The organism is Acidovorax sp. 59, from assembly GCF_002754175.1.
GTDB lineage: Bacteria > Pseudomonadota > Gammaproteobacteria > Burkholderiales > Burkholderiaceae_C > Acidovorax > Acidovorax delafieldii.
This window is the reverse complement of the sequence record NZ_PEET01000001.1, coordinates 668,493-688,565: the sequence shown is the minus strand read 5'-3', so window position 1 is coordinate 688,565 and position 20,073 is coordinate 668,493. Positions and strand designations below refer to the sequence as shown.

The 20,073-nt window shown below is 62.1% G+C and carries 21 protein-coding genes and 1 tRNA gene; 9 read left to right on the top strand and 13 right to left on the bottom strand.

Annotation, left to right across the window (positions count from 1 at the left end; all coding sequences use genetic code 11):
- Positions 1-527: 527 nt before the first annotated feature.
- From CLU87_RS03225 to CLU87_RS03215, 3 genes are all read right to left on the bottom strand, one after another.
- Entirely contained in the window at positions 528-989 is a 462-nt protein-coding gene (locus tag CLU87_RS03225; protein WP_099729484.1) for a hypothetical protein, read from the bottom strand.
- Between the two features lie 194 nt (positions 990-1,183).
- Positions 1,184-1,405 carry a hypothetical protein gene (locus CLU87_RS03220; RefSeq protein WP_099729483.1) on the bottom strand — a complete coding sequence of 74 codons (222 nt, stop codon included), beginning with the start codon at positions 1,403-1,405 and terminating at the stop codon, positions 1,184-1,186.
- Positions 1,406-1,431: 26 nt separating this feature from the next.
- The gene (locus CLU87_RS03215; RefSeq protein ID WP_099729482.1) at positions 1,432-1,740 is read right to left on the bottom strand and encodes a hypothetical protein; all 309 of its coding nucleotides are present in this window, start codon (positions 1,738-1,740) and stop codon (positions 1,432-1,434) included.
- A gap of 89 nt (positions 1,741-1,829) precedes the next feature.
- On the opposite strand from CLU87_RS03215, the gene CLU87_RS03210 reads away from it, so the two are divergent.
- From CLU87_RS03210 to CLU87_RS03190, 5 genes are all read left to right on the top strand, one after another.
- The gene (locus CLU87_RS03210; protein ID WP_099729481.1) at positions 1,830-2,753 is read left to right on the top strand and encodes a DUF72 domain-containing protein; all 924 of its coding nucleotides are present in this window, start codon (positions 1,830-1,832) and stop codon (positions 2,751-2,753) included.
- Positions 2,754-2,990: 237 nt separating this feature from the next.
- Positions 2,991-3,293, top strand: coding sequence for a DUF4148 domain-containing protein (locus tag CLU87_RS03205; protein ID WP_099729480.1), 303 nt, complete (start codon positions 2,991-2,993; stop codon positions 3,291-3,293).
- A gap of 279 nt (positions 3,294-3,572) precedes the next feature.
- On the top strand, positions 3,573-4,376 hold the full coding sequence (locus CLU87_RS03200) for a DNA/RNA non-specific endonuclease (protein WP_233193696.1): 804 nt from the start codon (positions 3,573-3,575) through the stop codon (positions 4,374-4,376).
- A gap of 70 nt (positions 4,377-4,446) precedes the next feature.
- Entirely contained in the window at positions 4,447-4,758 is a 312-nt protein-coding gene (locus CLU87_RS03195; RefSeq protein WP_099729478.1) for an HU family DNA-binding protein, read from the top strand.
- A gap of 148 nt (positions 4,759-4,906) precedes the next feature.
- Positions 4,907-5,359, top strand: coding sequence for a helix-turn-helix domain-containing protein (locus CLU87_RS03190; protein ID WP_099729477.1), 453 nt, complete (start codon positions 4,907-4,909; stop codon positions 5,357-5,359).
- A gap of 37 nt (positions 5,360-5,396) precedes the next feature.
- On the opposite strand, the gene CLU87_RS03185 is transcribed toward CLU87_RS03190, so the two are convergent.
- The 4 genes from CLU87_RS03185 to CLU87_RS03170 all read right to left on the bottom strand — a co-directional run bounded on the left by CLU87_RS03185 (position 5,397) and on the right by CLU87_RS03170 (position 9,311).
- Positions 5,397-6,590: a hypothetical protein gene (locus CLU87_RS03185; RefSeq protein ID WP_233193695.1), complete on the bottom strand. Its 1,194-nt coding sequence runs from the start codon at positions 6,588-6,590 to the stop codon at positions 5,397-5,399.
- A gap of 458 nt (positions 6,591-7,048) precedes the next feature.
- Positions 7,049-8,050 (bottom strand): pirin family protein, encoded by a 1,002-nt coding sequence (locus CLU87_RS03180; protein WP_233193694.1) that lies wholly within the window; start codon positions 8,048-8,050, stop codon positions 7,049-7,051.
- The gene (locus CLU87_RS03175; protein WP_099729475.1) at positions 8,050-8,637 is read right to left on the bottom strand and encodes an NADPH-dependent F420 reductase; all 588 of its coding nucleotides are present in this window, start codon (positions 8,635-8,637) and stop codon (positions 8,050-8,052) included. Before CLU87_RS03175 ends, CLU87_RS03180 begins: the two co-directional genes overlap by 1 nt.
- A 65-nt stretch (positions 8,638-8,702) precedes the next feature.
- Positions 8,703-9,311: an FMN-dependent NADH-azoreductase gene (locus CLU87_RS03170; protein WP_099729474.1), complete on the bottom strand. Its 609-nt coding sequence runs from the start codon at positions 9,309-9,311 to the stop codon at positions 8,703-8,705.
- 112 nt (positions 9,312-9,423) lie between these two features.
- On the opposite strand from CLU87_RS03170, the gene CLU87_RS03165 reads away from it, so the two are divergent.
- The gene (locus CLU87_RS03165) at positions 9,424-10,341 is read left to right on the top strand and encodes a LysR family transcriptional regulator (protein ID WP_099729473.1); all 918 of its coding nucleotides are present in this window, start codon (positions 9,424-9,426) and stop codon (positions 10,339-10,341) included.
- 694 nt (positions 10,342-11,035) lie between these two features.
- Here CLU87_RS03165 and CLU87_RS03160 read toward each other — a convergent pair.
- The 3 genes from CLU87_RS03160 to CLU87_RS03150 form a co-directional block, all read right to left on the bottom strand.
- Positions 11,036-11,125, bottom strand: a tRNA-Ser gene (locus CLU87_RS03160).
- Positions 11,126-11,158: 33 nt separating this feature from the next.
- Positions 11,159-12,475: a serine--tRNA ligase gene (gene serS, locus CLU87_RS03155; RefSeq protein ID WP_099729472.1), complete on the bottom strand. Its 1,317-nt coding sequence runs from the start codon at positions 12,473-12,475 to the stop codon at positions 11,159-11,161.
- A gap of 171 nt (positions 12,476-12,646) precedes the next feature.
- Positions 12,647-13,585: a threonine/serine dehydratase gene (locus CLU87_RS03150; RefSeq protein ID WP_099729471.1), complete on the bottom strand. Its 939-nt coding sequence runs from the start codon at positions 13,583-13,585 to the stop codon at positions 12,647-12,649.
- Positions 13,586-13,753: 168 nt separating this feature from the next.
- On the opposite strand from CLU87_RS03150, the gene CLU87_RS03145 reads away from it, so the two are divergent.
- Positions 13,754-14,482, top strand: coding sequence for an HPP family protein (locus CLU87_RS03145; protein ID WP_099729470.1), 729 nt, complete (start codon positions 13,754-13,756; stop codon positions 14,480-14,482).
- A gap of 129 nt (positions 14,483-14,611) precedes the next feature.
- Here the strand turns inward: CLU87_RS03145 and ispH are convergent, their stop codons facing one another.
- Together ispH and CLU87_RS03135 are read right to left on the bottom strand one after the other, a co-directional pair.
- Positions 14,612-15,607: a 4-hydroxy-3-methylbut-2-enyl diphosphate reductase gene (ispH, locus tag CLU87_RS03140; RefSeq protein WP_056747430.1), complete on the bottom strand. Its 996-nt coding sequence runs from the start codon at positions 15,605-15,607 to the stop codon at positions 14,612-14,614.
- Complete coding sequence (locus CLU87_RS03135; protein WP_056060856.1) at positions 15,607-16,071, bottom strand: peptidylprolyl isomerase; 465 nt, start codon at positions 16,069-16,071, stop codon at positions 15,607-15,609. Before CLU87_RS03135 ends, ispH begins: the two co-directional genes overlap by 1 nt.
- A gap of 88 nt (positions 16,072-16,159) precedes the next feature.
- Here CLU87_RS03135 and radC point away from each other — a divergent pair, with 88 nt between their 5' ends.
- Entirely contained in the window at positions 16,160-16,873 is a 714-nt protein-coding gene (gene radC, locus CLU87_RS03130; RefSeq protein ID WP_099729469.1) for a DNA repair protein RadC, read from the top strand.
- 179 nt (positions 16,874-17,052) lie between these two features.
- Positions 17,053-17,799, top strand: a complete 747-nt coding sequence (locus tag CLU87_RS03125) for a Smr/MutS family protein (RefSeq protein ID WP_369804332.1) — start codon at positions 17,053-17,055, stop codon at positions 17,797-17,799.
- Between the two features lie 138 nt (positions 17,800-17,937).
- On the opposite strand, the gene CLU87_RS03120 is transcribed toward CLU87_RS03125, so the two are convergent.
- Positions 17,938-20,004: a bifunctional 2',3'-cyclic-nucleotide 2'-phosphodiesterase/3'-nucleotidase gene (locus CLU87_RS03120; protein WP_099729468.1), complete on the bottom strand. Its 2,067-nt coding sequence runs from the start codon at positions 20,002-20,004 to the stop codon at positions 17,938-17,940.
- Positions 20,005-20,073 lie beyond the last annotated feature (69 nt).

The window sequence follows — 20,073 nt, the reverse complement described above, 5'->3', positions numbered from 1 at the left end:
CGCTGTGGGTGACATGGGGTCCCGAAAAAGCTGACCAGTGGGACGGCCGTTTTCATCATGAAGTAGGAATGGCGGGACATCGCCTGGAAACAGCGGGGCCTTCCCATATCCGAGTTCACGCCAGCACATACGCTCGATATCTCTGGCTGCACACGCTAGGTCTGACCAATCAAGCAACTGCGGCAGCACACTTCCTATAAGGCGCAAAAAGCGCCCCATGTGGTAACGGAGGAAGACCTTGCTATCTGGATGATCAGCACGACTATGTCCACAGTACAGCGGCAGCAGGCGCCCTTGCTCAGAGTCGGACGACGGCGTGGAGTAGATAGTCATGAACTGCATCAACGGTGAGTAGAAGGACGTGCACAACAGCCGGTACCGAAGCCTGACAGAGTTCTGCGGCCCCACCTTCTACGCGCTTGCCACGGTGCAGGCCTTGATTGTGGGAACGACAAGAAGTCCTATGAGAGCATGGCCAGATAGATCGGCTCCCCGCAGGATCTGGGCCGAATCTCTTTTTGCACTGTCTAGAGACCATCCGCTGGGGTTATGCAAAAGGCCTCTGCAGGAGGAACCCCAGCCATGATGAGATCAACAATTTGCTCGCGGTACTTTCGGATGTCTGAAGGCAAGCGATCTTTGTGGGCGAAATAGTAGTCGGCCATAAGCTGCAGCGCAGCCTCCTCCTTCGGCTTTACGGCAATCGGTTTTGCGTCAGCATCAAGGAGCGAGTAAGAGCCGAGGATTGAGCATCTTTTACTTGTGACCTGCTTCTCGCCAGACTTCCCTAAAGTGATCGCAATCCAACGGCCACCCCAGGTGTTGACCGTCGTCTTCCCAAGTATTTCGCAAAGGCTTTCGTATTCACTCATCCATTTAGGTCTATGTTCGATGGCGTAGAACACGTCTTCAATGACGTGCTCCGTATAGGGCTGGTGGATCGAATGCAAAACTTCTTGGACGAACGAACGGACATCGGACGTTTTCACGCTGGGGAGAGGACAAAAAAGGGTTGATGCGCACAGCTTAATGTAGAGCTCAGCGGGTCAGACTCTGTCGGCACATGAAAACACGGACGACCTCCTCGCAGAGCTTTTTCTACATCTTTTCTCTGATCTGGGTTCGCAGCAGCGACAGCGAGTGCGCTCAACGACGCATTCCCAATACTCTCCATGCAAGCCACTCAAAACGGCGCAGGCGACTCCACCAGCACCACGGGCCCGGGCCCCACATACAGCACTACACCCGAGTGCTTCACCATCACCCGCCAGATCTCACCCTCCTGCGTGACTGCATACGCCTCCGCCTCCAGCGGCAGCACGGTCTCCGTCGGGAACACACCACCGGCTCCACCCGGTGGCGTGCACATCAGCGTCGGGTAGTTCCAAGGCGATTCGATCGGCATGGCGTGTCCTCAGTGGACCTTCACCCTCACACCAGCCGCACTTCAAAGTACGCCCCATCCCCTTCGCCAAGATCCCGGAACCCCGCCTGCTTGGCAGCCGCACTGGCCTTGCCCCAGGCCTTGAGCAAGGTGAGATCGCCAGGAGAAACCACCTCGGGTGGCGACTCTTCCAGGCTGTGCATGGTGTCCAGGGCGGCGGCCACCTGCTCGGGGCCGCCGAGTTGCTTCTCCAGAGCTTTGGCGTACCGGGTTTCTGCGGCAATGCGCTCCTTGGCAGGGATCTCTTCGGGGTAGTCGCGCAGGGTGACGACATAGGTGGATTCGATGACTTGCATGGCGCTGCTTCTCCTGTGGTTAAATGCTGTATAAATATACAGCTTTTGCCACAAATGCGCATGTAGGATGAACCCAAGGAGGCCTCCCCATGGAGCACTCTTTCGCCCCCCACGTTCCTGGTTTCAATCCCTTGGTCGGGACCGCCTCCTGGTCGGACAAGACCTTGCTCGATTGCGGCAAGTTCTATCCACCCACGGCCAGGACACCCGAAGCCCGTCTGCGCTTTTACGCCTCGCAGTTCAACCTGGTGGAGGTAGATACCAGCTACTACGCCATCCCTGCGGTCACCACCGCCCAGCACTGGGCAGAACGCACCCCACCTGGGTTTGTGTTCAACGTGAAGGCCTTCAGCCTGTTCACTGGACAGTGGACCAGCACAGATGTTTTGCCCAAGGACATCAAGGAGGCGTTGGGGCCTGGACGGCGCCTGGTCTACAAGGACATGCCAGCGGAGTTTCGGGAGGAGCTGTGGAAGCGCTTTGCGGCCTGCCTGGTGCCCTTGCAGGTCAACGGCAAGCTGGGCCTGGTGCACTTCCAGTTCTCACCGAAGGTGGTGCGCCACCCAGCTGCCATAGCCCACATCGAGCACTGCCTGGAACATTTTCCGGGGCACACCTTGAGCATCGAGTTCCGGCATCCAAGCTGGTGGGAGAACGATGCGGTGACGGCGAGTACCCTGGCCATGCTCAGGAGCCTGGGACTGGTCCACACCATCGTGGATGGGCCGCAAGGATCACCGCACAGTGTTCCAGCGATCTGGGAGACAACCCATTCGGAGCATGCACTGCTGAGGCTCCATGGGCGCAATGCAGTGGCCTATGGGATGCCAGCCAAGTCCGCAGCCGAGCGGTTTGACTATGCGTACACCTCCGCTGAGCTGCAAGCACTGGCCCATCGGTACAGCCCGATTGCGCGGTCGGTGCGGTATCCGCATGCGGTGTTCAACAACTGCATGGAGGACAAGAGCCAGCTCAATGCGCGGGAGTTTTTGACGGCCTTGAAGGCGTGCTGAAGGCCAGGTGAATGAGAAGCGAAGGCGCGGAGGTACGGCGTAGGAAGGTTCCGAAAGATTGTTTTCAATACTGGAACAGTTAGTTTGCGACTGGGTGGTTTTTCCCTGAACACCATCGGCGTATAGTTCATCCCATCGATGAGCCGAACCCGCAAGGCGACTCACCGAACCCGGTTCAGGAATGGTTTTTGACCCGGCTTTTTTGAGACGCTTTTTTAGCTTTTAAGGATTTTCATCATGAACAAGACCGCCCGTTTCCTCTCCGTCGCCGCTGTTGCCGCTGTTGCCGCTTTCGCCGCCTTTGGCGCCCATGCCGATGAAGCCGATGGCTCGCAATTTGCCCTGAAGTTCGACACGAACCGCACCCGCGCTGAAGTGGCTGCAGAAGCTGTTGTCGAAGCCCGCACCCACAACATGGAACCCGCAGGCTCGCGTGTGGTGACCTACAAGTCCACCGCTGACCGCGCTGTCGTGCGTGCACAGGCTGCCGAAGCCGTGCGCACCGGCCAGATCCCTTCGGGCGAATTCAGCGCCATGTAATTTGGCAGACCAACTGCTTGGGTTGGATTGAAGCAGTTGCGGGACTTCCCATGGGGGTGGCACTTCGCGCGGTGCGGGTGCTGTTGCCATGGGGAGTGTTAACTGAACCGCAGGGGCGGGCAGGCAGATCGGGCTCCCTTTGGGGAGCCCTTTTTGTTTGTGGACCCCATCTCTGCAAGCAGCTGTAAAACCCTGCGGGATCCGAGCCTTCGGGCCAGAAGCGAGAGGTGAACGGTGCTCCAATCGGGCTTCGTTTTGTTCGACCCGAATGCTCCTTCTGTGAATCGTTTGTCCTCTTGGCCAGGCCGTGTGCGCCTGGCAGCTCTGCTGGCCCTGACTCTCGCCAGCGTTGCTCTCCCGAATCTGTCCTGGGCACGTTCTCCGCAGTTCGACAGTGCGGCCCTGCTTACGCCCGAGCCCACCTCCTTTGCGCAATGCCCGCAGTTCTTTGCGAATGGCACACCACCGGCCATCACACCCCGGCCGCAGCTGCGCGAGCTTTGCTATGAGGCCTTTGCGGTGCTGCACTCCGGCACAACCAAGACACCGGTGTTTGTGGCCCAGCGCCTGAACCGCAGGCTCATCGAGGATGCTGACGAGAAGCGGGCCAAGCGCTTCTTTGCGGATGCACGCCTCCCCAGTGGCGAGCGGGCGGAGTTGGAGGACTACAAGAACTCTGGCTACTCCCGAGGACACATGGCACCTGCGGGAGACATGCCAACACCTACGGCCATGGCGCAGAGCTTCAGTTTGGCGAATATGGTCCCCCAGAATGCTCAACACAACGGTGGTGCCTGGAACAAGATCGAGCAGGACACGCGGCACTATGTGAAGCGGGCCAAGGGGGATGTGTTTGTGATCACCGGGCCTGTGTTCACGGACGCGGGGCCGCGCATTGGTGCCAATGGGGTGAAGGTGCCGACCTATCTGTACAAGCTGGTGTACGACGCCACGACCCAGAGGGCCTGGGCGCACTGGCAGGAGAACCGCGAGGGGGAGACGGTCGGTCGGCCGATCAGCTACCAGGAGTTGGTGAAGAGAACCGGAGTGGAGTTTTTGCCAAGAAGTGCACTGCAGCATTGAGTTCCAGCAAGGGCCGTGTCAGCGGCGGGGGTATAAATCGGTCCTTTCCAACCTCTACACGTGAGCATCCATGAACCGCGCAGAACTCGTTGAAATCCTGGCTTCCAAGAATGACCTGTCCAAGGCCGCAGCCAATGCGGTGCTGGAAACGCTGATCGATACCATCCAAACAGCAGTGAAGAAGGGTGATGCCGTGCAGCTGGTGGGTTTTGGGACTTTCAAGTCCGCCAAGCGTGCTGCTCGCTCGGGCAAGAACCCATCGACCGGTGCTGCGCTGAAGATCCCTGCGAGCACTGTGCCGAAGTTTGTGGCGGGTGCCAAGTTCAAGGCGGTGGTGGATCCCAAGGCCGCGAAGCGCAAGGCGGAGAAGGCCGGGAAGTAAGTACCGCTCGTTCGACCTCCACCGGAACAAACCGCCACAGGCACAGACCTCTGGCGGTTTTGTTTTTGAGAGACGAAGAAGGAGTGCGATTCCGGCAGTGCACCAGCCTCTAAGTGCGCGATAAGGCGTCAAAGTTACCATCGGGCCTATGAATACGTTTTCTAATGCCTTTCGCGCTGAAGTTGTTCGCATGGCTCGCAAGGAACTGAAACCTGAACTTCAGGGCATGCGCAAGGCGATCACCAGCCATCGCTCCGAGATTGCGGCACTGAAGCGTGAGGTCAAGTCGCTGACATCTCAGCTCAAAGCGACTCAACGACAGGTCAAAGCTACGGATGCACCCGAAGCTAAGGTGATCGCTGAAAAGGCCACTCCCAAGAAGTCAAAGCAGATCCAGTTCGATGCTCAGGTGTTGATCGACAAACGTGCAGCACTTGGCATCACGCAGAAGCAGATGGCTCAGCTGCTGGGTGCTTCTTCGATATCTGTCTACAAGTGGGAGACGGGCCATGTTCATCCCCGGGCCGCACAGTTGGAGCGCATTGCCGAAGTGCTCAAACTGGGCAAGCGCAAGGCGCTGGCACTGCTCCATCCGCAGTGACGATGAATAGTTGGACGGGGTATCCCCCACCATGCACTCAGCGGCGGCGGTACGGCTCTCCCGGTGACGAGTCATTGCGCTCGTCGGCTAGTTCGAACAAGCACTGCATGTAGGGCTGGACCTCGCTCCATCGGGCGCGATCTTCATAGAAGCGCGATAGATTGCGCGTGGCCTCCACAGCATCGGGCCACTTCTCTGCAGCACTCATGCGAGTCATAGCTTCCCGGCTGTCTTGTTCGTCGTGCAGGCTTCCGTCCTGTGCGCCATAGGTATGGAATTCAACGATCCGTCTGGGCTGTGCCAAGCCAGTGTCCAGGCACATGCCACTTGGAGCTGAGTCCTCACGGGAGGCATGGGCTCCGGCAAAAGAGTCCTGGACCGTGTGGAGCACGGAGCCGAACGCCACGTGGTGCAAGTACGGAAGCAGCTTGTCCTGACGCCCGAGGATGTAGAGGTCCGAGACCCGCCACTGTGTGCATCCGAAGTGCTCCTTCAGTGTCGCGTTGTCGATGTCTCGAAGAAAGGTGTCGGGCTTGATTTCGCGCGAGGACACTTTCCAGGCGAACTCCAGCCAGTCCAGCACCTTGGCACGGGTTGCGCCAGGGTGTACCCCCTCCTCACTGGCCATGGCATGCAGAAACTGCAAGTCGCCGAAGTGCGAGCGCGTCATCACATTGCCGTGCAGACTGCCCTTGGTTTTGCTGCACCCAACGATCGGCTGGGTCTGCGCTTTCTTCTCCGCATCCTTGAAGAGACAGTACCAACACAGCGGCTGTGTCGAGAATCGGATGGTCTGGGACACGTTGCAGGACTTGCCCAAGTAGGTGCAGTTGCCCTCTTCGGGTGAAAGCTTGAACGGAGGTAGATCATTCCAACGCACGCCGTAGATGACATAGGGCGTGGCAAACGGCAGATCTCGGGAACTGCAGCTGACGTCTTGGGCGAGGCTGCCTGGCTCTATCGGACAACCCATGCCGATCTGGGTAATTTCTTCGTGGACGCGGCCTTTGATCAGAACGCCCAGTCTGCCAGCCACAGTCGCTAGAGAGTTTTCTGTTTCGTTGGTCAGCTTGGATTCAAAGGCTGAGCCCATGGGGGCGATCTGGAAGGCCATGGCCGCATTCGAGAGAACCAGAACACCCGCAGCAACTGAAACCAGACGCGCGATAGAACGCACTGAAAGCGATGACTCGTGACGATGAACGGCTGTCTTGTCGATGGCGGTTTGCATATCCCCTCCTAAGACCGCACTCTAGATGGAGGACAGTTTTAGGCAACTAAAAATTGTGCACGGCCACTCTGTAGTCACTAGGAGCGTCTAAGAGATCCTGACTTCTTCAGGCTGGTCTTGGTCGCTCGCGGTAGCAAGTTCAACGACGGCTGTACCACCCAATGCAGCCGGTCAAGTCTCAGAGGACAACGATTGGCCTCCACCTCTCAGTGATCATTGCCGGAGCTCGATACTGCTTGCACAGCAAGGTATTCCGATCTGCTGCCGGCATCAGCTCGTCCGGAATGCAGCAATGTCCTTGATTCGTGCCAGAGCAACGTGCTCGCGGTTGTTGTACGAGCGTTTCCCGCACTCACAACCTCTTGAGCGCGCTTGAATGGGCAACCCACTGATCGTCCGGCGGCGGGTCTGCCTCCCCAAAGAGGGCCTCGGGCACTTCCGTAAATTCAGCAGTCGTTTTAGGTCGGCCGACTGGCGAACTTGGTATTGCCTTCCCCGTGAACTGGCGCAGTGCTAGGCCATGGCCACGCTCCAAACCCCGTCTCCCGATAGTCAGCGTAGGCCTGCTGGATTTCGCCGATCGACCCCATGACGAAGGGCCCCTCGCTCACAACTGGCTCTCCAATCGGGCGAGCCTGAAGCATCAGGATTTCGCTTCGCTCCAGTCCATTGACCAGTTCGACAGACTTGTCGCAGCGCACCTCGATCGCAGACGAACGAGCGATGACCTGTTCGTCAATGGTCAATGTGCTGCCTTCAAAGAAAAACAATTGCCGCCGCGTCTTCAGTCCTGATGCTGGCGGCAATGTGCAGCGAGCACCTGGCGAAAGAGTGATCGTCCAGATGGCCAGGTCCGCTTCGGGATCCGCCGCCCACGAATTTGGCGGTACCACAGTGGCCGAGGTCGCAGGCGATCCAACTGGCACACCTGCGATGTACCGAAATTCAACATCGCTCTGCGCATCGGACGTCACGATGCCCGGGATGTCTTCGGCCCAGTACATCGTGAAGTTCGGCTCTGCCATCTTGCTGCGCGCCGGCAGGTTCAACCAGATCTGCAGCAGCTCAAGAGGGTTTCGCGTGTTGCGCTCGACCAGGGGGAACATCTCTGCGTGAACAATTCCTCGGCCAGCGGTCAACCACTGGACATCGCCGGCACCGAAGCGAGCGCTAGATCCGAGCGAGTCCGAGTGGTCAACAATACCTTGGCGAACGATGGTGATGGTTTCGAACCCCCTGTGCGGATGTGCCGGGAATCCAGGCACGGTGCGTCCGAAGTACATGCGCCATCCGTCTTTGCCCTCCATGTCGCGGCCCGGTACACGGCCAGACAGCGAGGCATCGGGTCCGAATTCGGCGTTGCCCTGTGGGTAGTTGTCAACATGGTGCACGCAGACCAGGAAGGGATCGATGGTTGGCCAGCGACCTCCAAGTGGGTCGACACGAAGAACTGCGCCCATCATCCGAGTTTGATGAGATTCTGGAGTACCAGCGGCGCTCCACGTTCCAGCAGCAAGCCTCCCTTGTCGACCCGCCCCAATGCGATGGTTGCGAAGCCAAGGCTTTCGACCAGTTGGGCAATTGAGGCTGAGGCCGCGTCGTCGTTGCTCGAGACGAACATCACGCGACGCCCGCCGTTCTCAGCAGGGTCTTTGGCGAGCAGCTTGGCGGGCAGTTGATTGAGCGTTTTGACGACCTTCGCACCTTTGAACGCTGAGGCAACCACGTCACTGGAGGCCTTGCCTTGCAACTCCTCTGGATCGATTCCGTAGGTGTTCATCGCGTCGATGACAGTCGTGCCGGCCCAATCCGGTTTTTCTGCGCCGATGGCAGCATGGGCGCGAAACGGCACGGCCAAGATGATGACATCGGCCTTGATGGCATCAGACAGTGAAGATGCGGTGACCTTCGGGCCCAGTTCTGCGGTGAGTGAAGTTAGCGAGCCGGCTCCACGCCTGTTGGCGATGCTGACCGCTATACCGCTGCGGGCGAATTGGCGGGCAAGGGCTGAGCCGACGTTGCCCGAACCGATGATGGCGTAGTTCATGGTGAGTTCCTTGATGTGATTGAACGAGTGGGAAATGGGGTGCTTGGTACAGACATCTGTATCAGTCAGGCGGCGATGGCTGCAATTTCCTTCAGCGCGCGCGCCACTGCCGCGTCTTTCGCATCGGGGCCGAGAGCTAGTCCCTCCGCGCGCACGATGGTCACATCGGTCACGCCCAGGAAAGCCAGAAGGCCGATCAGATAGCTTTCCTGGTGCTCCAGGGCGGCCGCCGGACTCCCTGCTGAATAGACACCGCCACGCGAAGAAGCGATAAAGGCCTTCTTGTTCTTCAGCAAGCCTTCAGGTCCGTTGGCTGTGTAGCGGAACGTCTTGCCGGCTACCGCGATGCGGTCGATCCAGGCCTTGAGCGGAGTGGGAATCGACAGGTTGTACATGGGTGCGCCGATGACCAGGACATCTGCAGCGAACAGCTCGTCCATGTAGGCATTGCCCTTGAGCAGATCGGCGTTGATGGTCTCGTCATCGCTGGCGACACCTTGAAACGCCGCCAGGTGGGCGCCTGACAAATGCAAAGCGGGGTCGACGGCCAAGTCGCGCACGACAAGCTGAATGCCTGGGTGAAGCGCTTGCTGGCGTGCCACGATGGAGGACGACAGTTGACGGCTGACAGATGCGGCGCCGAGGACGCTGGAGTCGATGTGAAGCAGTTTCATTTCAGATCCTTTGAAAGGGTTTGGAAGCGGGAACTGAATGGTCGGCGCTGCACATCAATCTGAGAAGACGGTATATTGAGATGCGATCCATCTGTGAAAGGGATAGATAGCCATGCTCGACGGTGTTTCTCTTGATCAACTCCGGACCTTTGTTGCCGCAGCAGACGAAGGCAGCTTTTCAGCGGCGGCCCGAAAGCTCAATCGCGTTCAGTCCGCAGTGAGTGGCTGGGTGAGCAGTCTGGAAGCGCAGATCGGCGTCACGCTGTTCGACCGCACAGGAAGGTTTCCCAAGCTCACGCCAGAGGGGGTTCTGCTCCTGGCCGATGCGCGCAACATCGTCTCTAACGTGGATGTCCTGAAGGCGCGGGCCAAACTCATTTCGGGTGGGCTGGAGGCCGAGCTGTCGGTGGTCTTTGATGTGTTCTATCCCACTGCGGCCATCGCGGCAGCTGCGAAGGCCTTTGCCCAGCAATTTCCGCTGACCCCTTTGCGGCTGTTCGTGGAGGGATTGGGCGCGGGCTACGAGCCCGTCCTCGACGGACGCTGCAGCCTCGGCATCCTGGGCGCGCTGCCGCTGTCATTTCCATCGCTCGTGAGCGAGAGACTCCAACAGACGCCACTTGTGATGGTTGCAGCTCCTGACCATCCGCTCTCCCGGATCAAGCGGCGTATCGCAAGACGAGAGTTGGCGAAACATGTGCAACTCGTCCTGACCGACCGCTCGGAGCTGATGGTTGGCCGCGACTATGGCGTGTCTTCGCCATCAACGTGGCGCTTGGCGGACCTCTCAACCAAGTACGCCTTTCTCAAAGGCGGCGTGGGCTGGGGCAGCATGCCCATGCATATGGTCGATCAGGACATCATGGCTGGCACGCTGATCGTTTTAGACACCGACGACATGCCCAAGTCGGGCTTCATGCTGAGCATGTCCGCCTTTTACCCTGCTGCATCACCGCCAGGACCAGCGGGCAGATGGCTGATTCAACTGTTGAAGGGAGGCGCAGATGCGTCGTCAGAGGACCAGATCTGAAAATTGGTTTGCAGCAAGAACGCAATGCGACCCTGGGGTGTAGCTGAAGCTGACGAAGGACGATTAGGGGAATCTGCCGACCCAGCAAAGTTTGAGTCTGATTTGAATCTTTTTGGTCGTCATGCTCGTCGGGATTCGCCCAAACTGGGCGTCGGGTTTGTGCCGTTGACTTGACCTTCGCTTAGCGAATGCTGAGGACTGCTCCCGCTGCGAACCTGTCCTCCAGCGCACTAAGGCTAAAGCCAAATGGGCAGTTGCATTCCCGAGCCGTCACGCTGCACTGTACCGGCCAAACAGCTCCGTCTAGGCCATCTGTCGTAAGTCCTAGACCAGCACCTTTTGCGAACTCGTCAACGCAGCAAAGCTGTCGCCCAACGGCTGAACAATCTCATCGGCAATGGGCTGGAGTTGTTTGACTAGAGCAACTGTTCAGCACTGATTGCCGCCTTTCAGCGTCGTCCCAACACTTTCCAACCGAGGCACTCGAAAACCAAACACAAGCTGCGACCTGGCATTTTCGGAATGCGTTGCTTGGCACCTGTGAACTACAGATGACTTACGCACGTTAGCATGAGTCCCAACGCTGTCTAAAGTGGTGTAAGACAAACCAATGTGCCATGGCATACCAGATGGCATACCCACCGTGACCCAAAACAAAAAACCCCAAGTGAATCAATCACTTGGGGTTATGTACTGGCGGAGAGGGTGGGATTCGAACCCACGGTAGTGTTGCCACTACGCCTGATTTCGAGTCAGGTACATTCGACCACTCTGCCACCTCTCCTATGTGTCGAAGCCTTCGATTATAGCCAGATTTTCAGGGCTTGAGCACAGCGGTGCCGCCAAGGTAGGCGCGCAGCACCTCGGGCACCGTCACGCTGCCGTCGGCTTGCTGGTAGTTTTCGAGCACTGCCACCAGCGTGCGGCCCACGGCCAGGCCCGAGCCATTCAGGGTGTGCAGCAGCTCATTCTTGCCTTGGGCATTCTTGAAGCGGGCTTGCAGGCGGCGGGCCTGAAAGGCTTCGCAGTTGCTCACCGAGCTGATCTCGCGGTAGGTGTTCTGCGCGGGCAGCCACACTTCCAGGTCGTAGGTCTTGGCGGCGCCAAAGCCCATGTCGCCGGTGCACAGGCTCATCACGCGGTAGGGCAGGCCCAGCTTTTGCAGCACGGCTTCTGCGTGGCGGGTCATTTCCTCCAGCGCTTCGTAGCTCTTGTCGGGGTGCACGATCTGCACCATCTCGACCTTGTCGAACTGGTGCTGGCGGATCATGCCGCGCGTGTCACGGCCGTAGCTGCCCGCTTCAGAGCGGAAGCATGGCGTGTGGGCCGTGAGCTTGATGGGCAGGTCGGACTCGGCCACCACCACGTCGCGCACAAAGTTGGTCAGCGGCACTTCGCTGGTGGGGATGAGGTAGAGGGCCGCGTTGTCGGGCACGGGCTCGCCATCTTGGCCGCCCTTCTTGGCAGCGAACAGGTCGCCTTCGAACTTGGGCAACTGGCCTGTGCCCTTGAGCGAGTCGGCGTTCACGGCATAGGGCACGTAGCACTCGGTGTAGCCGTGCTCTTGCGTCTGCACGTCCAGCATGAACTGGCTCAATGCGCGGTGCAGGCGGGCGATGGGGCCCTTCATCACGGTGAAGCGCGAACCCGACAGCTTGACGCCCATGTCGAAATCGAGGCCCAGCGGGGTGCCGACATCGACATGATCTTTCACCTCGAAATCGAAATTGGCAGGCGCGCCCCAGCGGCGCACTTCCACATTGCCAGCTTCGTCGTTGCCCACCGGCACGGACTCGTGCGGCAAGTTGGGCACAGCCACCAACATGGCCAACAGTTCGGATTGGATCTGCTCCAGGCGCGCGGCGGATTGCTCCAGCTCCACCTTGCCTGCGGCCACCTGGGCCTTGACGGCTTCGGCGCCGTCCTTGTCACCCCGGCTCATCAGCATGCCGACCTGCTTGGACAGCTGGTTGCGCTGGGCCTGCAGCTCTTCGGTTCGGGTCTGCAGCGTCTTGCGCTCGGACTCCAGGGCCTGGAAAGCGGAGACGTCCAGGAAGGCCTGGGGCTTTTTGCGGGTTTCCAGCCGCGCGATGGCGGTGTCGAGGTCTTTGCGGAGGAGAAGAATGTCAAGCATGGGGTCGATTTTAGAGGGCTGGCAGAAAAGCCAAGTTCAGAGCAACGGCACAGCTGTCATGCAGAGCCCTGGCAACTGGCACGCACTAGATCAGTGCCCCCCGCGCAAGGGCCGCCCCACCGCGCTGGGGGCGTCCCCCTTGAGGGGGAAGACGCGCAGCGGCCCAGGGGGCTATAGATTTGCCGGATCAAAGTTGGCGCCGCAGAGAATCAGGGCTACCGTTTCTTGTGGCTGGGGCTTGTAGGCGCCGGTTTGCAGTGCGGCCAGGCCCAACGCGGCGGCGGGTTCCACAGCCAGTTTCAACTCCTTCCACAGCCACAGCTGGGCCGCGCGGATGGCGTCATCGGACAGCAGCAGTGCATCGTGCACATGGCGCTGGCTCACCTCCCAGCCAATGGCGCCGATGCGCTTCGCGCCCAGCGAGTCAGCGGCCACGCCGCCCACATCCACATCCACCGGCTGGCCCGCAGCCCGCGCGGCGTGCAGCGTAGGCGCGCGTTCGGGCTCCAGTGCGACCACATGGGCGCGGCTCTCCACCCACGCGGCCACACCGCCAATGAGGCCGCCACCACCCACGCTGACCAGCACCGAGTCGGGCAGGCGGCCACCCTGCTCTTCCATCTCCAGCGCCAGCGTGCCCGCACCCGATACCACTTCGGGCTGGTCGTAGGCATGGGCCTGCAGCGCACCCGTGGCCTTCCGGCGGGCCACGCAGGCTTCAAACGCTTCGGAATATGCGGCGCCAGTGACAACCACCTCGGCCCCCAGCGCGCGCAGGCGGGCACGTTTGGCCTCGGGCGAGACCTCGGGCACAAAGACCTCGCAGCGCACCCCCAGGGCCTGGGCGGCCGCCGCCACGGCAATGCCGGCGTTGCCGCCGGAGGCAATGATCACGCCGCTCTCGGGCACCGGGTTGGCCAGCAGGCGGTACAACATGCCCCGCGCCTTGAAGCTGCCGCCCACCTGCAAATGCTCCAGCTTGAGCCAGACCTCGGCACAGTCCACGCCCAAGGACTTGCCGGACAGGCGCATCAGCGGCGTGGTGCGCAAAAAGTCGGGCTGGGTGGCCAGTTGGCGGCGGGCAGCGGCAATGGCGGCGCGGTCGATCATGCAGGGGCTCCGAATGGCAGGTGATGTCAAAAGAAGGGGGCAGTGTAGGGGCTGCCCGCAACATGCAGACACAACGCTGACTGCACGCGCGCCGCACAACTGCCGATAACATGGGCAGAGCAGTCCCCACCCCACCGCGCTGGCCGGCCTGCGCGCAGGAGAAAAACCATGTTCTTTGTGTTCGGCCCGTCAGGCCAGATGTACCGGGGCGGCCCCGAAAACCTGGCACGTATTTCTGCGGTGCGCAGCGTGCAGCGCCCGCAGGCCCTGCGCACGCGGGCCATGGACGCACAAGATGGCCAGCCAGGGCCCGTCTTCACGGCCCCGCCCCGCCCCACTGCGGCCGACACCAACGCTGCTGCGCCTGCAGCCATCGTCAACCTGCGCATGCACGACGCGGTGAGCGCCTACGCACAGACAGAGCAAGGCCCCCAGGCCAGCACCCGCCAGCCGTTGACCAAGGTGAGCGATGTGATGACCACCGGCGGCGTGAGTGTGGCGCCCGACGTGCGTGTGAACGATGCCTGGCAGACCCTGGCCGAGCACAAAGTGGCGCAGGCGCCGGTCGTGGATGCGCTGGGCCGCGTGATTGGCCTGCTGCTGCGGGCCGACATGGCGCCGCTGGACCTGCTGCCCGAGCCCGGTGCCGTCAAGCAGGCCATCGACCTGGCGCGCCGCCCGGTATCCGAAGTGATGGTGAGCCCCGTGCCCACCGTGTCGCCCGACACCGAGCTGCGCCGCGTGGCTGCCGTGCTGCTGGACACTGGCCTGCCCGGCCTGCCGGTGACGGACGAGGCGGGCGTGCTGTCGGGCTTTATCTCGCGCACCGACATCCTGCGCGCCGTGGCAGCCGACCCACCACTGGACCTGTGGAGCGGGCCCGCCGTGCCCTTGTAAGGAAATATTTGAATAAAAATGGCCGCTGGCGCTAGAAGAATATGCGCCAACCGCTATCAATTCAGGAGTGAATAAAAAGGGCGCCTGTTGGCGCCCTTGCACGATCACCGGCGGCCCCTCATGCCACCATCAGTGGGCCGATGGACCTGTCTCTGGCGTGCGCTCACGAATCTCCAGCCCCGTGGCCGCGTCGATCTTGAGCCCCTTGGGCAGCGGGAACTTGATGGTTTCCTCGATGCCCGCCATGGTGCGGACCGACACAGCGCCCAGCGCCTTGATGCGGTCGATGACCTGCTGCACCAGGATTTCAGGCGCGGAGGCACCCGCAGTGAGCCCCACGCGCGAACGGCCCTTGAACCACTCGCCCTGCAGCTCGTCAGCACTGTCCACCATGTAGGCGGTGGTGCCCAGCTTGGCCGCCAGCTCGCGCAGGCGGTTGCTGTTGGAGCTGGTGGGGCTGCCCACCACGATCACCACATCCACCTGAGGGCTCAGCACCTTGACGGCGTCCTGCCGGTTTTGCGTGGCGTAGCAGATGTCCTGCTGCTTGGGCTCGCGCACACTGGGGAAGCGCGCACGCACGGCGGCAGAGATTTCGGCCGCATCGTCCACCGAGAGCGTGGTCTGTGTGACCACGGCCAGCTTTTCGGTCTGCGCAGGCTGCACGCGCGCCACGTCTTCCACATCTTCCACCAGGTGGATGCCGTGGTCCAGCTGGCCCATGGTGCCCTCCACCTCGGGGTGGCCCTTGTGGCCGATCATGATGAACTCGTAGCCCTCTTTGGCAAGCTTGGCCACTTCGACATGTACCTTGGTCACCAGCGGGCAGGTTGCGTCAAAAATGCTGAAGCCACGCGCCTCGGCCTCCTGCTGCACGGCCTTGCTCACACCATGGGCGCTGAAAACCAGCGTGGCGCCCGGGGGCACATCCGACAGCTCTTCGATGAAGATCGCGCCCTTGGCCTTGAGGTCGTTCACCACGTAGGTGTTGTGCACGATCTCGTGGCGCACATAGATGGGGGCGCCAAACTTCTGGATGGCGCGCTCCACGATCTCGATGGCGCGGTCCACACCGGCGCAAAAGCCACGCGGCTCGGCCAGCAGGATTTCTTTCGGCGCCAGCATCACAGGATCCCGATCAGCTGCACTTCAAAGGTCACGGGCTGGCCCGCCAGCGGGTGGTTGAAGTCGAACAGCACGGCGCCGTCGTCACGCACCTGCATCACGGCCCCGGCGTAGCTGCCCTGGCCGTCGGGCGTGGGGAACTGCACCACGTCGCCCACGTTGTACTTCTCGTCGGGATCGCCCAGTTCGTTCATCAGCTTGCGGGCCACCCACTGCTGCATGTCGGGGTTGCGCTCGCCAAAGGCCTCGCCCGCAGGCAGCTCGAACGTGGTGCGCGTGCCCTCGGCCAGGCCCAGCAGGCGCTGTTCCATGGCGGGCGACAGCTCGCCCGTGCCCAGCGACAGGGTGGCGGGTTTGTCGGTAAAAGTGTTGATCACATCCCCCGCCGGGCCGGCCAGGCGGTAGTGCAGCGTGAGGAAGGAGCCCGGCTGAACAGTGGGAAGGGAGGTGGAAATAGAGGTCATGAGAGTCCCGATAAACTGCCGCGATTGTAGAAAACCGGGCAAACCCCTACCGCAGCCACCGCTGCTGGCGCGTCCCACCTCCTCTTCCATGGCCATCAAAGACCTGCCCGCCGACGCCCAGCCCCGCGAAAAACTGCTGGCACGCGGCCCCGCCGCCCTGGCCGATGCCGAGCTGCTGGCCATCCTGCTGCGCACAGGCATCGTGGGCAAGGGCGTGCTGCAGATGGCGCAGGAGCTGCTGGACCCGCCCGGCATCGACCCGGACACGGGCACCGTCACCGGCGGCTTTGGCGGCATTGCCGGGCTGTTGCACACCAGCGCGGCCGACCTGGAACGCATCAAGGGCCTGGGCCCCGCCAAACGCGCCGAGCTGGTGGCCGTGCTCGAACTCGCGCGCCGCGCCCTGGCACAGCAGTTGCGCGAACGCGAGGTGTTCGACTCGCCCGATACCGTCAAGCACTATTTGCAACTGCACCTGGCCGCCAAGGGACACGAGGTGTTTGCGGTGCTGTTTCTGGACGCGCAAAACCGCCTGTTGGCCCTGGAGGAGCTGTTTCGCGGCACGCTCACGCAAACCAGTGTGTACCCGCGCGAGGTGGTGCTGCGCGCCCTGCACCACCAGGCCGCCGCTGTGGTGCTGGCCCACAACCACCCCAGCGGCAGCGTGCAACCCAGCCGCGCCGACGAGGCGCTGACGCAGACCCTGAAGACCACGCTGGCGCTGGTGGACGTGCGCGTGCTCGACCATGTGATCGTGGCGCCGGGCCAGGCACTGTCGATGGCCGAAAAGGGCCTGGTGTGACTGCACCTGCACCAGCCCACCCGCCTACGGCACTGCACGCCGCGCTGGCACGCGCCGCGCGCGGCACCGAAGGCCCCATGGGCGGCGCCAAGCCCGCCCCTGCACCCGCCGTGCCCGCCGTGCCCCGGTCCGCACGGCGCGCAGGTTTGGCCGACAAAAAGGCAGCGGCCAAGGCAGCGATGCGCCCCCTGCGCCATGCCCCCGCGCCGCCCGCCGCCGGTGACAACCCGGCACCGCCCCGGCGCCGCGCGCCCCCCGCCCCGCGCCGGGCGGGCGAACGCATCACCCAGCTGCAGGACCTGGCCACCGTGGCCCGCCGCCTGCGCGAGGACCAGGAACGACGCGAGGCCGAAGAAAAAGCCCGCCGCGAAGCAGCAGCCCGGGCAGAGGCCGAACGCCACCTTTTCAGCCGCAGCGTGGGCCCCGTCACCCCGCTGCGCAACCCCAACGTAGCGCGGCTGCGCAAGCACCTGCCCCCACCGCTGCCCGTGCAGCACTGGCTGGACGAAGAGCGGGTGCTGCTCGAATCCATCAGCGATGACTTCGACGTGAGCACCCTGCTCGACACCGACGACCAGTTGAGCTTTCGGCGCCCCGGCATTGGCGTGGAGGTGACCCGCCGCCTGCGCTCGGGCCACTGGAGCATCCAGCGCCAGCTCGACCTGCACGGCCTGCGAGTGGACGAGGCGCGTGAAGCGCTGGGCGACTTCATCCGTCATGCCCACAAGACGGGCCTGCGCTGCGTGCGCGTGGTGCATGGCAAGGGGTTGGGCTCGCCCGGCAAAAGCCCCGTGCTCAAAGGCCGCGTGCAACGCTGGCTGGTGCAGAAGAACGAGGTGCTGGCCTTCGTACAGGCGCGGCCCATGGATGGGGGCGCAGGGGCGCTCGTGGTGCTGCTGCAACCCGTTCTACGCAAAAATTCATGAAAAATAGCTGCAAGCGCTACATCCATATGCGCTTGCAGCTATCAAAAGCAGAGCATTTCAGCCCCCTACAGCAGGCTGCTCCGTAGCGGTGCTGCGAACGCATGCACCGCCACGGCCTCCGTAACAGGAGGGGGACGACTACTTGGACAGGTCCACGCCGTACTTTGACGTGCCCTTGCCCGAGCCATCATCGGCCGCCAGCAGCGACACGTTGCCCAACCCGGCCGCCTGCGCCACGCTGAGGGCATTGGCGCCCGAGCTGAACACCACCGGACCCGCCACCGTGGCCTTGGCAAAGCGCCAGCTCTTGGCAGCACCGTTGGCCGCGCGGGTCACTGCCGGGTTCTTGCGGATGTAGTCGATCACCACGTCGCGGTTGGCGTCGGGCGAGGCCCAGATGGTGCCTGAGCCGTCGAGCTTGTCGATGAAGCTCTTGCCGCTGGTGGCGCGGTAGTTGTTGGTGGCGATCACGAACTCCTGCGCCGCGTCGATGGGCTTGCCCAGGTACGTCAGGTTCTTGATGCGGCTGCCCAAGGGCTGGGTCACGTCGATCTCATACTGCATGTCCGCCGTGGTGAACATGTCGAAGTTGTAGCCCGGGAAGGTGCTGATGAGCTGTTGCTCGGTGGTCTTGACCGGGTCGATCTGGTTGAAGCGCTTGGCGGCGGCTTCGAGCCAGTTCTTGATGTCGCCACCGTTGACCTTCACCGCGTACACGGTGTTGGGGTACAGGTACAGGTCGGCCGCGTTGTTGATGGCCAGCGGGCCCACGGCCACGTCGGTGTAGTCCGCCCCGCCCTGGAAGCCGCTCTTGAACGGTGCGCTCACCGACAACACCGGCAGCTGCGCATACTGCGGCAGACTGGCCTTGATGTACGCCGCCACGTAGGCCTGCTGTGCCTGGTTCACGATCTGGATCGCGCCCGGGTCGCCCACGTCGGCAAACAGCGTGCTCATGCGGAAGTCGGTCTGGCCGATGGGTGTCTTCACGTACTTGATCGCGGCCTGGTGCTGGGTCTCGATCAGCGGGGCGATCGCGGGGTCGGCGTCCACGGTCACCGTGGCGCCTGCGGCATTCTTGTTCTGGATGTTGCGCAGCTCGCTCTTGCTGGCGGACTTGTTGACCACCCACTTGCTGCCGTCCCATTGCAGCGCCAGCTGCACCACCCCCAGGGCCTTGCCCCAGGAGCTGGCCATGACGGCAGGCACGCCGTTGATGGTGCCCGCCTTGTGGTCCACGCCTGCCAGGTTGAAGCTGGGCGTGGCGGCCGTGTCGGGGAACACGCCATGCTGGTGGCCCATCACCATCGCGTCGATACCTGCCACCTTCGACAGGTACAGGCCCGGGTTCTCCATGGTGGCCGAGTAGGCGGCACTGTCGAGCCCGCCGTGCAACAAAGCCACCACGATGTCAGCCCCCTTGGCGCGCAGCTCAGGCACGTACTTGTTGGCGGATTCGACGGCGCCTTCGGTGTAGACCTTGCCTTCCAGGTAGCGCTTGTCCCAGTTCATGATGCCGGGTGTGGTGAAGCCGATCACGCCGATCTTGATCGGCAGCTTCACTTCCTTGCCATCCGTACCCTTGGCCACCAGCGTGCGCTCCAGCAGCGTGTAGGGCTGCACCAGCGGCTTCTTGGTCTTATTGCTGTACACGTTGGCCAGCACGGCGGGGTAGCCAGCGCCTGCGCATTTCTTGGAGGGGTCCACGCCGTCCACATCCAGCCCGCCGCCCAGCACCTGGTTCAGGAAGGGCAGGCCGTAGTTGAACTCGTGGTTGCCCAGCGTACCCGCATCAAAGCCCAGCGCGCCCATAGCCTTGTACATGGACAGCTGCTGCGTGCACGGGATAGGGCTGATGCTGGCCTCGTAGTCGGCCAGCGCAGTGCCCTGGATGGTGTCGCCGTTGTCCACCAGCAGCGTGTTGGCAAACTCCTTGCGGGCCGCGCGCACCAGCGTGGCCGTGCGCTCAAAGCCGTAGCTTTTGTCTTCGGCCAGCTTGAAGTAGTCGTAGCTGCGCACGTTGAAGTGCAGGTCGGTGGTCTCCAGAACGGCCAGCGTGGCCGTGGCGCCCGCGTTGCTGCTGGCGTTGTCGCTACTGCCGCCGCAGGCAGCCAGCGACGCAGCGAGCGCCACCACACCCAGTGTGGCGACACGGCGTGAAACCTGCGAAGGAAAAATCAGAAAACCCAGAATACGTTCAGACATGAACAGTCCCTGTTGGAAACAAGGGACCGAGTGTCTGGGCCGGGTTTGACAGCGGTGTGACGTGGCAAC